This window comes from Sandarakinorhabdus rubra (assembly GCF_010994245.1).
Classification (GTDB): Bacteria; Pseudomonadota; Alphaproteobacteria; order Sphingomonadales; family Sphingomonadaceae; genus Sandarakinorhabdus; species Sandarakinorhabdus rubra.
Genome location: NZ_WMHO01000068.1, coordinates 1 through 12044 on the forward strand (window position 1 = coordinate 1; position 12044 = coordinate 12044).

General features: G+C 67.3%; 15 protein-coding genes. 4 read left to right on the forward strand and 11 right to left on the reverse strand.

The window, feature by feature from the left end:
- On the forward strand, positions 1–441 hold a 441-nt coding region (locus tag GJV64_RS06055; RefSeq protein WP_164156381.1), incomplete at its 5' end, for an OmpA family protein.
- 101 nt (positions 442–542) lie between these two features.
- Here GJV64_RS06055 and GJV64_RS06060 read toward each other — a convergent pair.
- The 9 genes from GJV64_RS06060 to GJV64_RS06100 all read right to left on the reverse strand — a co-directional run bounded on the left by GJV64_RS06060 (position 543) and on the right by GJV64_RS06100 (position 8485).
- The gene (locus GJV64_RS06060) at positions 543–1187 is read right to left on the reverse strand and encodes a hypothetical protein (RefSeq protein ID WP_164156382.1); all 645 of its coding nucleotides are present in this window, start codon (positions 1185–1187) and stop codon (positions 543–545) included.
- Between the two features lie 89 nt (positions 1188–1276).
- Positions 1277–1576: an SCP2 sterol-binding domain-containing protein gene (locus GJV64_RS06065; RefSeq protein ID WP_235927621.1), complete on the reverse strand. Its 300-nt coding sequence runs from the start codon at positions 1574–1576 to the stop codon at positions 1277–1279.
- Positions 1577–1652: 76 nt separating this feature from the next.
- Positions 1653–1913 carry a hypothetical protein gene (locus GJV64_RS06070; RefSeq protein ID WP_164156384.1) on the reverse strand — a complete coding sequence of 87 codons (261 nt, stop codon included), beginning with the start codon at positions 1911–1913 and terminating at the stop codon, positions 1653–1655.
- Between the two features lie 131 nt (positions 1914–2044).
- Positions 2045–2617, reverse strand: coding sequence for a lipoyl(octanoyl) transferase LipB (gene lipB, locus GJV64_RS06075; RefSeq protein ID WP_408014970.1), 573 nt, complete (start codon positions 2615–2617; stop codon positions 2045–2047).
- An 83-nt stretch (positions 2618–2700) separates the two neighbouring features.
- Entirely contained in the window at positions 2701–3843 is a 1143-nt protein-coding gene (locus GJV64_RS06080; RefSeq protein ID WP_164156385.1) for an epoxide hydrolase family protein, read from the reverse strand.
- Positions 3840–5477 carry a GMC family oxidoreductase gene (locus GJV64_RS06085; RefSeq protein ID WP_164156386.1) on the reverse strand — a complete coding sequence of 546 codons (1638 nt, stop codon included), beginning with the start codon at positions 5475–5477 and terminating at the stop codon, positions 3840–3842. Before GJV64_RS06085 ends, GJV64_RS06080 begins: the two co-directional genes overlap by 4 nt.
- A 90-nt stretch (positions 5478–5567) precedes the next feature.
- Positions 5568–6071, reverse strand: a complete 504-nt coding sequence (locus GJV64_RS06090) for a glycine cleavage system protein R (protein WP_164156387.1) — start codon at positions 6069–6071, stop codon at positions 5568–5570.
- A 66-nt stretch (positions 6072–6137) separates the two neighbouring features.
- Positions 6138–7250, reverse strand: a complete 1113-nt coding sequence (locus GJV64_RS06095; RefSeq protein WP_164156388.1) for a pyridoxal phosphate-dependent aminotransferase — start codon at positions 7248–7250, stop codon at positions 6138–6140.
- Positions 7251–7261: 11 nt separating this feature from the next.
- Entirely contained in the window at positions 7262–8485 is a 1224-nt protein-coding gene (locus GJV64_RS06100) for an NAD(P)/FAD-dependent oxidoreductase (RefSeq protein WP_164156393.1), read from the reverse strand.
- Positions 8486–8594: 109 nt separating this feature from the next.
- On the opposite strand from GJV64_RS06100, the gene GJV64_RS06105 reads away from it, so the two are divergent.
- The 3 genes from GJV64_RS06105 to nadC are packed head-to-tail and all read left to right on the forward strand — an operon-like array spanning position 8595 to position 11294.
- Entirely contained in the window at positions 8595–9476 is an 882-nt protein-coding gene (locus tag GJV64_RS06105) for an MBL fold metallo-hydrolase (RefSeq protein WP_164156394.1), read from the forward strand.
- Positions 9476–10471, forward strand: coding sequence for a quinolinate synthase NadA (nadA, locus tag GJV64_RS06110; RefSeq protein WP_164156389.1), 996 nt, complete (start codon positions 9476–9478; stop codon positions 10469–10471). Before GJV64_RS06105 ends, nadA begins: the two co-directional genes overlap by 1 nt.
- Positions 10464–11294, forward strand: a complete 831-nt coding sequence (gene nadC, locus GJV64_RS06115; protein WP_164156390.1) for a carboxylating nicotinate-nucleotide diphosphorylase — start codon at positions 10464–10466, stop codon at positions 11292–11294. Before nadA ends, nadC begins: the two co-directional genes overlap by 8 nt.
- Here nadC and GJV64_RS06120 read toward each other — a convergent pair.
- Complete coding sequence (locus GJV64_RS06120) at positions 11285–11668, reverse strand: DUF4112 domain-containing protein (protein WP_164156391.1); 384 nt, start codon at positions 11666–11668, stop codon at positions 11285–11287. The genes nadC and GJV64_RS06120 overlap by 10 nt on opposite strands.
- A gap of 103 nt (positions 11669–11771) precedes the next feature.
- The coding region (locus GJV64_RS06125) for an AIR synthase-related protein (RefSeq protein WP_235927622.1) at positions 11772–12044 on the reverse strand (273 nt) is incomplete at its 5' end.

A 12044-nucleotide genomic window follows, 5' to 3' on the forward strand; every position in this document is an offset into this window, starting at 1 on the left:
CCTCCCCCGCCGCCTCCCCCGCCGCCTCCGCCGCCGCCGTTGCCGCCGTGCCCGCCGCCGGCCGTGACGCCGGGGCCGTTCCTGGTCTTCTTCGATTGGGACAAGTCGAACATCACGGCTGAGGCGGCCGCGATCCTTGACCGTGCGGCCGAGCAGTTCGCTGCCACCGGCCAGACCAGCGTCGCGCTGGCCGGCCACGCCGACAAGTCGGGCAAGGACGACTACAACGTGAAGCTGTCGCAGCGCCGTGCTGACGCCGTGAAGGCCTATCTGGCCGGCAAGGGCGTGCCCGGTGATGCGATCGCCACCGAAGCCTTCGGTGAAGGCCGTCCGCTGGTCGACACCGCCGATGGTGTCCGCGAGCCGCAGAACCGGCGCGTGGAAATCACCTTCAGTGGTGCGCCGGCCCCGGTCTCGTCGGGACCGTGCCAGCCGCAGTAAGCGGCAGCAACGCCAAGAAGATAGGGAGGCGGCCCAGGCCGCCTCCCTTTTTTCGTTCTCAAGCGGCAGCTGGCGATAACAGTCTCGCGTGCCGCGGATGCTCAGTTGTTGGCTTGAACGGGATCCTGCGGACCGAACTGAGGTAGCTGCGCCAATGGCGGCACCGCCAGGCCCACAGGACTCGGCTGATGGGCAAGGGCGGCACGCACCGCAGGCAGGGCGATCTCGGCCACCCTTGCCATGGTCCCCACGTTCGCCACACGCAGCGCCTGGCCGGCCTGGCCGGCGGTCCAACAGAAGCTGTACTGGGCATCAAGCGTAGAAAAGCTGTTGTAGCTGCGCGTGTTGTAGCGATCGAATGCCGCCAGGCCGGCTTTCTGCGTGCGCTTGAAATGATTGACCATAACGTTCTGAGCGGCGGTCAGTTCGGCAGCATGCTTGCCCAGCATGTTGTTATAATTGTCCACCGTGCGCAGGAATGGCGAGTATTGGCATTGTAGTGCCGCCACGTTGAGCGCGGCCCTGAGGGTCCAAACAGCATGGGCCTGCTGTTCGGCTGGCGTTGGCTTCACCAGCGTGACGGGCTTGGGCACCATGATGCCTGGCGGCTGCACTGCGGCTGGCAGGGCCGGCCGTGCGGGCACCACCTTCGCTGCTGCACGCCGGGCCGGGGCTTTCTTGCGCAGTGGCGCCGCGTCGGCGCTGCCGACCATGCCGATCAGCCCGACCGCAAGCATCGCTGTCACCAATACTCTGTTATTGCCAGCAACAATCATACGGTTACACTACGATGAAGGGCCGGCTGCAGCCGGCCCCGTTTGTGCGAGAGTTTCGTTCAGCCAAGGATACTGCCAAGCGACAGCGCCACCGACATGTCGCCTTCGATCTTCAGCTTGCCCATCATAAAGGCCATCTGGGCGTTCTGCTTGCCGGTGGCAATGTCCATGAAATCCGCCATGCTCACCTTGATGGTGCAAGCCGTCGGGCCGTCCTCATTCGACACCACGACCGGGGCAACCGTATCGTCAATGCGGACAAGGCCATCGGCCCCGAAATCGAACTTCACCGACTTCTTGAACTGGCCACCGCTGCCCATCCGCTGGGTCATCTGCTCGGTGATCTGTGCAAGGCTCATCAACATATCCTTCCCAAGGAAAAAGGGCCGCCCCTTTCGGGACGGCCCTTCATAAGCCAAAACGACGAAAAGTCGATTACTTGGCTTCAGCCGGAGCAGCAGCGGCGTCAGCGGCCGGAGCAGCGGCGTCGGCAGCCGGAGCGGCAGCGTCAGCGGCCGGAGCCATGGCGTCAGCAGCGCCTTCGGCCGGAGCAGCGGCGTCAGCAGCCGGAGCGGCTTCTTCAGCGGCCGGGGCTTCAGCAGCCGGAGCGGCTTCTTCAGCCTTCTTTTCGCCGCAAGCGACGACGAGCAGGGCGGCGCCGGCGATCAGCGAGGCAGTCTTCAGCTTCTCGATCATGTGTCAAACTCCTTGGACGGTTTCGCCTGAACCCAGGACGAGTTGGGACGGCAGGTCTTAATCCCCCAACGGGGGTAGACATTAGCGATACCGGTCATATCCTGCAAGCGCGACATTTCACGCCAGGACGCTCATGCGACGAGACGTGCCAGCAGGGCGGGCAAATGCCGCTGCAGCGACGCATCAAGCTCTGGCATGGTGACGGCCCGGCCAAGGGCCGCGAGGCTGGTGACTGGTTCAGGCAGCCCGCACGGGATGATCCCCGCAAAATGCTCCAGGTCGGGCGCGACGTTGATCGCCAGACCATGGAGACTGACCCAGCGGCGGACGCGAACGCCGATGGCTGCGATCTTGGCCGCGCCTTCGGCGCTGTCCACCCAGACACCAACCTTGCCGGGAATGGCCCGGCCGGCGACGCCGAAATCGGCCAGGACGGAGATGATCCATTGCTCAAGTGCCGCCACGAAGGCCCGCACGTCGCGCCCGCGGGCCGCAAGATCAAGCATCACATAGACGGTGCGTTGGCCAGGGCCATGATAGGTGTAGCGGCCGCCGCGCCCGGCATCGAAGACGGCGAAGCGGGCCTTGTCCACCAGTTCAGCCGGATCGGCGCTGGTGCCGGCGGTGTAGAGCGGCGGATGTTCGACAAGCCAGACCTGTTCGGCCTCCGTCCCGGCCCGGATCCCGGTTGCTATCGCCTCCATGTGCGACAGGGCATCAGGATACGCGGTAAGCCCGGGCGAAACCAGCCACAAGGGCGGAGGAGGCGTGCTGATCAGTTTCGCTGTCACAGCCCGGCGACAAAGGCCCTGAGATCAGCGAGGAACAGTTTCGGTTCCTCAAGGCTGGCAAAGTGGCCGCCGCGCGGCATCGTTGTCCAGTGCGCGACATTGTAGCCCCGCTCGACCATGGCGCGCGGCGGAAAGGCGAGCAGGTCGCGCGGGAAGGCAGCAACCCCGGTCGGCACCGTCACGCGGCTGCCTGCAGGCATCGCAAAGCCGCCTTCCAGGAACATGCCGCGATAGATCCAGGTCGCAGTGAGGAAGCTGCGCGTGGTGAGGTAAATCATGATGTTGGTGAGCATCTTGTCCATGCTGAATGGCGGATCCGTATAGTCGCCCGCCACATCGGACCAGCCGACGAACTTTTCCGAGAACCAGGCCGCCACACCCATCGGCGAATCCATCATGGCAAAGCCCAGGCTCTGCGGCTTGGTGCCCTGCAACTGCAGATAGGCGGTCTCGACATCCCGGATCGCGACGGCCTTCTGCAGCCACGCGCCTTCCTCTGGCGTGGTGGGCGCCATGTCGGCCGGGCGCAGGCCGAAACCGTTCAGATGGATGGCCTCGACGCGGCTCGACTCAAGTCCGATCCAGCCGCCGATCACGCAGCCCCAGTCCCCGCCCTGATAGAGATAGCGTTCATAGCCCAGCGCTGCCATCAGCGCGTCATAGCGACGGGCAACCTCGCGTGGGCCGATCGGTGCCGACGGTCGATCCGACCAGGCATAGCCGGGCAATGAGGGCGCCACGACATGGAAGGCAGGGGCTGCCGGGTCCTCGGGCTCGGCCAGCCGCTCGAAGATGGCATCAAACTCGAGGATTGAGCCCGGCCAGCCATGGGCGATCAGCAGCGGACGCGCATCTGCCCTGCTGGACCGCAGGTGCACGGCATGCAGATGAAACGGCTTGCCGCCATCCTCGCCTACCGCCACTCGCACGTGCGGCACCCGGTTCAGATGGGCGACCGCGCCGGCCCAGTCGAACCGCTCCAGCCAGTAGGCCTGCAGGCGTTGCATGTAGTCGCGGTTGGCGCCGTGGCGCCAGCCAGCATTCGGCGGTTCCTCGAACCAGCGATAGGCCGCCACGCGCTCGCGGATCCACGCCACCTCGTCGGCCTGCTCCGGAATGGTGAACGCGGTGATGGTCATGCGGCCAGCCCCAGCTTGCGTTCCAGCCTTGTGCGCTCGCCGATGATGTCGGCCGCCTTTTCGGCAATCATGATGGTCGGCGCATTGGTGTTGCCCGACACCAGATAGGGCATCACACTGGCGTCGACGACGCGCAGCCCCTCGACACCGTTGACCCTGAGCTGGCCGTCGACGACCGCCTTCTCATCCACGCCCATGCGGCAGGTGCCTACCGGATGGTAGATGGTTTCTGCCCAGCCGCGCATCATGGCCAGCAACTGGTCCCGATCGGTCACGGTCTCGCCTGGCCAGGCCTCCCCGGCGTTGTAGGGTGCAAAGGCCGGCTGGCCGCCGATCCGCCGCGCCATCTCGACACCGGACAGCAGGGTTTCCACGTCTTCCGGGGCCGACAGATACTTGGGATCGATGGCCGGATGGGCCAGCGGGTCGGGCGATTTCAGCCGGATGGTGCCGCGGCTTTCCGGGCGCAGCTGGCAGACGTGCAGCTGATAACCATGGCCGCCGTCCATCTGACCACGGCCGTGCGGGTTGCCGCGTACCGGCATGAAGTGCATCTGGATGTCGGGTGCGGCCAGGCCTTCGCGCGTGGCAAGGAAGGCCCCCACCGGAGTCGGCATGTGGGCGCCGTTGCCGGTGCGGGCGAACACCCATTTGCCCAGCGCCACCATCTTGTTGATGAACTTCGAATTGCTGTTCAGCGTGATCGGCTGGCTGCAGTGCCACTGCACGATCACATCAAGATGGTCCTGCAGATTGCCGCCAACATCGGGGCTGTCGGCGATCACCGGGACGCCGAACTGCTGCAGGTGCGCGGCTGGGCCAATGCCGGACAGCATCAGAAGCTGGGGGCTGTTGATGGCACCGCCACACAGGATCACCTCCCGCGCCATGGCGCTCTCCACCGCACCACCACGCGCATATTCCACGCCCGCCGCGCGCTGGCCCTCGAACAGCACGCGACGTGCCTGGACACCGGTGATGATCGAAAGGTTCGGCCGCTTGCGTACGGCATCGGTGAGATAGGCCTTGGCTGCCGAGAAGCGCTCGCCATCCTTGATGGTGGCATCATATTGGCCGGCGCCTTCGAACTGCGGTCCGTTGAAGTCGTCGGTGCGGCGATAGCCGGCCTGCTGCGCCGCTTCCAGGAAGGCCGCGTTCAGCGTGTGGGGCAGGGCGCCCTTGCGGCTGGTGTGCAGCGGGCCGCCAGCCCCGTGAAAATCATCGGCACCGCGCTCCGAATCCTCGGCCTTGCGGAAATAGGGCAGCACGTCGTCCCAGCCCCAGCCGGTCAGCCCCAGTTGCGACCAGCGGTTATAATCGCTGGCATGGCCGCGGATATAGACCATGCCGTTGATCGACGAGGAACCGCCCAGCGCCCGACCGCGCGGCCAGTAGAGCGAGCGGCCGTCGAGCTGCGCCTGCGGTTCGGTCCAATAGGCCCAGTCGAACGGGCTTTCCTTGTCGGGCGGGATGATCTGCGCGATTCCGGCCGGCATCTGGATCATCATGCTGTTGTCGTTGCCGCCGGCTTCCAGCAATGCGACGCGCGTGCCGGGATCGGCGGAAAGTCGGTTGGCCAGCACGCAGCCGGCGGAACCGGCGCCAACGATGATGAAATCAAAGCTCTCGGCCATGGTGGCACTCCCCATCCTGTCACCGGCAGGCTAGCCCGGCTGGCAGCCTCAGGCAAACTGCCCAAACAGGTGGCGAGCGGTCGGGATGGTTCAGCCGAGATCGACCATGATCTCCGCCGACACGCCTTCCAGCGCAGCCTGCACGTCGGCCGCCGTCACGTCCGGTGGCAGGCTGGCCTCCACCTCGGCGCGGAACATGCGCGCGCCTGACCAGGCGCTGTCCTCCACCCTGGTGTCCAGCGATTCGATGTTCACCTTCAATGGCGCCAGCGCCTGGGTCAGCTCGTTGATGATCCCCGGCCGATCCTGCGCCACCAACTGCAGCCGCAGCCGTGTGCCAGCCGCAGCCGCAACACCGGCTGGCACCAGGCTGACGTTCAGCCCCTCGGCATCCACGTCGGCCACCGCCTGGTGCAGCGCTTCCAGCCGATCAGGCGCGATCTCCACCAGTACACTGCCGACATAGCGACCGGCCAGCTGCGCCAGATGCGATTCCAGCCAGTTGCCGCCAGCTGAGAGCACCGCCCGCGACAATGCGGCGGTCAGGCCCGGACGGTCCGAGCCGATGACGGTGAGGATGACCCTGCTGGCCATGACGCTGCTCCTGCACGCTGTGGTTGGTTCCGGCCATGCGCCGACCGGCGCCGACTGGCAAGACGATCAGGCGTTGACCAGGCCCGGCAGGGCGTCGGCAAAGCGCTGCACATCGGCGAGGCGCCCGGTCGACACGCGCGACCAGTTCGGCCACGCCGGCCCCCAGGCTCCGCGCACCAATATGCCTTTCTGCGCCATGGCAGCGGAAAAGCGGTTCGCATCGGCCACCTTCACGAACAGGAAGTTGGTCTGCGACGGCAGCGCAACGGTGCCAGCGCGGGCCACGGCGGCTTCCAGCACGCGCCGGGCGGCAATGATCTGCGCCCGGCTGTCCGCCTGAAAGCGCGTGTCGTCCCAGGCGGCGATGGCGGCGGCGAGGCCGGGCGCATTGAGGCTGATGGTCAGGCGATGGCGCTTCAGTTCAGCGGCGTTGGCCGGCGATGCCACGGCATAGCCGATGCGCAGGCCGGCCATGCCGAACAGTTTGGAAAATGTGCGGGTGACGATGATGTTGGCGCCCGAAGCCACCAGCGGCAGCATGGTGCGCGCCGCCGGATCATCGGCCAGTTCCATATAGGCTTCGTCGACCAGCAGGGTGACGCGCGGCGGCAGGCTGCGGGCGAAGGCCACCAACTCGGCAGTGGGCAGCACCATGCCTGTCGGGTTGTTGGGATTGCACAGGTAGATCATCACCACGTCCGGCGCGGCGGCGGCACGCCCCAGCGCACCCAGATCGATGCCCATGTCGGGCGCCATGGCGACGCGTCGAAGGCTGAGACCCTGCGCCATCGGGTAAAGCAGGGGCTCGTCGAACTGCAGCGCCGGCATCACTATGGTGCCGCGCCGCCCCCACGCCAGTGCGGCGCTGGTGATGACTTCCGAACTGCCGTGGCCCAGCACCACCTGACTGGCCGGCACGCCGAGCCGCTTGCCGATCATGGCCGCCAGCCGGGCTTCGGCATCATCGGCATAATACCAACTGGTGCGCGCCAGATCGGCCATGGCCTGAATGGCAGACGCCGGGGGCCCGAGTGGATTCTCGTTGTATTTCAGATGGGCAATGCCGGGCGCCGGCGCAAAGCCGGTGGGATCGGCCATGCGGATGGTGATGGCGCTTGCCTGCGTGGCAGCAGCTGTCGTTCCGGCCAGCCCCAGCCATCCCCGCCGAGATATGTCCATGTCTGCCTCCCTCAGGCCGGATGCCAGGTCTTCAGCGGCGTGGCAGCATCGGCGAGCGCTTCTGCCGGCACCACGACGCCTTGTTCCACGAGCGCCTTGCCCTGCACATAATCGCGCGCGGCGTTCACGCAATCGAGCGCGATGACCTTGCCCTGCTTCAGATAGACCAGGCTTAAGCTCCGGGTGGCGGGATCGCCGCGCAGCACGGTCTGGTCGTGCCCAAGGCTCAACCCCATCGTCTGCAGCCGCAGATCATACTGATTGGACCAGAACCACGGCACCGCGTGGTAGGGGGCGGGATCGCCAGTGAGGGCGCGGGCCACGGTGGCGGCCATGTCGGCGGCGTTCTGCACCGATTCGAGCCGGATCTCGGCGCCACCGGCAAAGGCGTTGGCGTGGAGCGCGCAGTCCCCGATCGCAAAGATGTCGGCAAGGCTGGTGCGGCAATGATCGTCCACCCACACGCCGTTCCCGCCCCTGGCGCCGGCGGCCAGCAGCGGCGCCACCGCCGGCACGATGCCAATGCCCACGATCACCACGTCGGCGTCGATCTGCCGCCCGTCGGCCAGCAGGGCGCCGGTGGCGCGGCCATTGGCGCCGGTGATGGCCGTCACCTGCGCCCCGGTTTCCAGGCGCACGCCATGAGCACGATGTTCCGCTTCATAGAAGCTGGACAGTTCCGGACCGGCCACGCGGGCGAGCACGCGGTCCATGGCTTCCAGAACGGTCACCTGGTGGCCCAGCTTGGCCAGCACGGCCGCAGACTCCAGCCCAATATACCCGCCCCCCACCACCAGCACGCGCGCACCGGGGTGCAGATCGGCCTTCAATGCATCGACATCGGCACGGGTGCGGATGGCGTGGATGCCGGCCAGGTCATGGCCGGGACAGGCGAGGCGCCGCGCGTCACCGCCGGCGGCCCACACCAGCGTGCCATAACCAATCTCGCCGGCGCTGGTGGCAAGGCGGTGGGCAGTGGGAGCAACCGCCGTCACCCGCACGCTGGTCAAGATCTCCACCTGCCGTTCCGCCCAGAAGGCCGGCGGCCGCAGCAGCATGCGGTCAAAGCCCTTCTCGCCGGCCAGATAGTCCTTGGACAGCGGCGGGCGTTCGTAGGGCAGCTCTGGCTCGGCCGTCAGGATGGCGATGCTGCCGGCATAGCCGCGTTGCCGCAGTTGCGCCGCCTGCGCCGCGCCGCCATGGCCGCCGCCCACGATCACCACGTCGAAGTGCATTCGTTCCTCCCTGACATGATCCGCATGCGACACGCGCGCCCGCTTGCCAAGCCGGCTTGTTGCAGCCCAGCCTCTTCACATTGGCGGGTCGTGCTGCCACATGAAGCCCATGGACTTGGCCAGCCACCCCGACAGCGCCGCCTATGGGCATCTGCAAGCGCGCTCGCCGCTGGTGCGGCGGCTGCTGGCGCGCAATCCGTCCCCCTTCACCTTTACCGGCACCGGGACATTCGTGGTTGGCCACGGACAGGTCGCGGTGATCGATCCCGGCCCGGACGATCCGGCGCATGTGCGCGCGCTGATTGCGGCGCTGGCCGGCGAGACCGTCTCCCACATCGTCATCACCCACACCCACATGGACCATTCGCCCGCTGCGCCGGCGCTGAAGGCCGCCACGGGGGCCGCGATCGTGGGCTGCGCGCCCCTGGTGCTGGCCGATGATGGCCCGCGCGCCGATGCCGGCTTCGATGCCAGCTATGCGCCGGACCGGGTGCTGGCCGATGGCGAGAGTGTTGCCGGTCCCGGCTGGACGCTCACTGCCGTCGCCACGCCCGGCCACACCAGCAATCACCTGTGCTTCGCCCTGGAGCAGGAAAGGGCGCTGTTCACCGGCGATCACGTGATGGGCTGGAGCACCACGGTGGTGGCGCCGCCCGATGGCGACATGGCAGCCTATATGGCCAGCCTTGAAAAGCTGCTGGCGCGCGATGACGCCATCTATCACCCTACCCACGGCGAGCCGGTGACCGAGCCGCAGCGCTTCGTGAAGCACCTGCTCGCTCACCGCCGCCAGCGCGAGACACAGGTGCTGCGCGCCATTGGCGAGGGGCTGGTGACAATACCGCAGATGGTGTCGGCCATGTATGCGCAGGTGGACAAGCGGCTGCACCCGGCCGCCGGGCGCAGCGTGCTGGCCCACCTCATCGACCTTGAACGCCGCGGCCGCGTGGCGCGCAGTGGCGAAGCGTGGATGACGACGGGAGAAAGTTGATGGATGCCCGATTGAACCTGCTCGGCGGTGTCGGCGCCGGCGTTGACGTGAAGGCGGAGATCAACCGGCTGCGCAAAGAGCGCAACGCCGTCATCCTCGCCCATTATTATCAGGCGCCAGAGATTCAGGACATTGCCGATTTCGTCGGTGATTCGCTCGACCTGTCGCGCAAGGCCGCCGCCACCGAGGCCGACGTCATCGCCTTTTGCGGCGTCAAGTTCATGGCCGAGGTGGCCAAGATCCTCTCGCCGCAGAAGACCGTGGTACTGCCCGATCTGAAGGCCGGGTGCAGCCTGGAAGACAGCTGCCCGCCGGAGGAGTTCGCGAAGTTTCGCCGGGCGCACCCCGATCACCTCAGCCTCACCTACATCAACTGTTCGGCGGCGGTGAAGGCGGAGAGCGACATCATCGTGACCTCGTCGTCGGCGGAAAAGATCATCAATCAGCTGCCGGCCGACCAGAAGATCCTGTTCGCGCCCGACAAGCACCTGGGGGCCTGGCTCGCGCGCAAGACCGGGCGCGACATGCTGCTGTGGGACGGCACCTGCATCGTGCACGAGCGCTTCTCGGTGACCGAGCTGTTGAAGCTGAAGGCCCAGCATCCGGCCGCCCCGGTGCTGGCCCACCCGGAATGCCCGGCGCCGATCCTGGAGTTGGCCGATTACATCGGTGCCACCAGCGGCATCCTGAACTATGCGCTTAACACGCCGGAACCCACAGTGATCGTGGCGACCGAGCCCAACATCATCCACCAGATGCAGTTGAAGGCACCGCACAAGACTTTCATCGGCGCGCCGGGAGCTGATGGCAATTGCAGCTGCAACACCTGCCCGTTCATGGCGCTGAACACGATGGAGAAACTCTATCTGGCGCTGCGTGATCTGACGCCGCAGATCGAGGTGCCGGAAGATGTGCGGGTGAAGGCCAAGCGCAGCCTCGACCGCATGCTGGAGATGGCCGGCAATGTCTCGCCCGTACGGGTGACGGGTGATTGACGGGTTCGACACCGCAACCTTCGTCGCCGCCACCCTGGCCGAGGACTTGGGGCAGGGCGGCGACATCACGTCGGCGGCGGTGATCCCGGCCGAGGCGCGGTTGACGGCGGTGATGGACAGTCGCGATGCCGTGGTGGTCGCCGGACTGCCGCTGGCCGAGGCGTTCTTTCGTGCCCTCGACCCGGCCTGCACGATCGAAACCTTGGTGGCGGAGGGCCAGGCGGTGCCGGCCGGTGCCGACCTGATGCGCATCGCCGGCAATGCCCGCGCGCTGCTCATGGCGGAACGCTCGGCCCTCAACACGGTGCAGCATCTGACCGGCATCGCCACGCTGACGCGCCGCTATGTCGAGGCCATCGCCGGCACCGGCGCGGTGTTGCTCGACACCAGGAAGACGCTGCCCGGTCTGCGCGCCCTGGAGAAATATGCGACCCGGATGGGCGGCGCCACCAACCACCGGCTGCGGCTGGATGACGGGGTGATGATCAAGGACAATCATATCGCTGTCGCCGGCGGGGTGGAACCGGCGGTGCGCGCCGCCAAGGCGGCCGGCCTCACCGGCGTGGTGGTCGAGGTCGACCGCATCGACCAGATCGAGCCGGCGCTCGCCGCCGGGGCCGACCGTCTGCTGCTCGACAACATGGACGTGCCGACCCTGAAGGCCGCGGTCGCGCTGGTGGCGGGGCGGGTGCCCACCGAGGCCAGCGGCGGCGTGCGGCTGGAAACGATCCGCGCGATTGCCGAAACCGGTGTCACCTACATCAGCGTCGGGCGCATCACGCAGAGCGCGCCGGCAGCCGATGTGGGCCTGGATTATGCCTGAGCGGCCAGCCGCCGGATGAGCTGCAAGTTGCGGCGGTTCGAGCGGAAGACCAGGTCGAACAGGTCGCCGGCCACCGGCACGCTGCCCAGTGCGGCATCAATCCCGACATTGGCCAGCATGCGCAGCATCAGCCAGCGCGACGCGCCGAGGTTGCGCGCCTCCCACACCAGGTAGAGGCCCAGCGCCGCCATTGCGGCATCGCCTATGCCCGGCACCAGGCCGATGATGGCATCTGCTCCGATGCGCGTGCCAAGGCCAGGGATACGCACCGCGCCTTCCAGCAAATATTCCAGCCGTTCGATGCGGGCGCGCGCATCGGCTGCGCCGGTGCGGGGCAGGGCAGGCGAGGGGCGGGCAGCGGCAAGTGCGGTCATGCCACCGAATCTGGCCCCGCCGGCCGCGCTTTCAAGAGGAGCGGCCGGGCCCGGGCCTGTTTCCCGTCGAACCTGCCGGCGTGACAGGCGTGTGGCAGCGGCTTCAGCCCTGCATCATCGCCGGCAGCGCAGCCTCGTGGATGCGGCGCAGTTCGGCCAGCGGCACCGCGTTGCCGTTCAGCACCAGCGCGTCACCCCCCACGTTGCCGATGCACACCGCGCCGGCAATCGCCACGCCGGCCGGTGCCGTCACCACATAACGGCCCTGGTCCTCGCCAAAGGCGGCCGCAGCATCGAGCGCCGGCGTCACTGTGGCGCCAAGGCCGCCAGCCAACGCCATTTCGGCCAGCGCCACGGCAAGGCCGCCGTCGGACAG

Excerpts from the sequence above, each read along its gene's own strand:
- GJV64_RS06065 (WP_235927621.1), bottom strand. The coding sequence starts at position 1,576 with ATGAGCCTTGCACAGATCACCGAGCAGATGACCCAGCGGATGGGCAGC.
- GJV64_RS06070 (WP_164156384.1), bottom strand. The coding sequence starts at position 1,913 with ATGATCGAGAAGCTGAAGACTGCCTCGCTGATCGCCGGCGCCGCCCTG.
- lipB (WP_408014970.1), bottom strand. The coding sequence starts at position 2,617 with ATGGAGGCGATAGCAACCGGGATCCGGGCCGGGACGGAGGCCGAACAG.
- GJV64_RS06080 (WP_164156385.1), bottom strand. The coding sequence starts at position 3,843 with ATGACCATCACCGCGTTCACCATTCCGGAGCAGGCCGACGAGGTGGCG.
- GJV64_RS06085 (WP_164156386.1), bottom strand. The coding sequence starts at position 5,477 with ATGGCCGAGAGCTTTGATTTCATCATCGTTGGCGCCGGTTCCGCCGGC.
- GJV64_RS06090 (WP_164156387.1), bottom strand. The coding sequence starts at position 6,071 with ATGGCCAGCAGGGTCATCCTCACCGTCATCGGCTCGGACCGTCCGGGC.
- GJV64_RS06095 (WP_164156388.1), bottom strand. The coding sequence starts at position 7,250 with ATGGACATATCTCGGCGGGGATGGCTGGGGCTGGCCGGAACGACAGCT.
- GJV64_RS06100 (WP_164156393.1), bottom strand. The coding sequence starts at position 8,485 with ATGCACTTCGACGTGGTGATCGTGGGCGGCGGCCATGGCGGCGCGGCG.
- GJV64_RS06105 (WP_164156394.1), top strand. The coding sequence starts at position 8,595 with ATGGACTTGGCCAGCCACCCCGACAGCGCCGCCTATGGGCATCTGCAA.
- nadA (WP_164156389.1), top strand. The coding sequence starts at position 9,476 with ATGGATGCCCGATTGAACCTGCTCGGCGGTGTCGGCGCCGGCGTTGAC.
- GJV64_RS06120 (WP_164156391.1), bottom strand. The coding sequence starts at position 11,668 with ATGACCGCACTTGCCGCTGCCCGCCCCTCGCCTGCCCTGCCCCGCACC.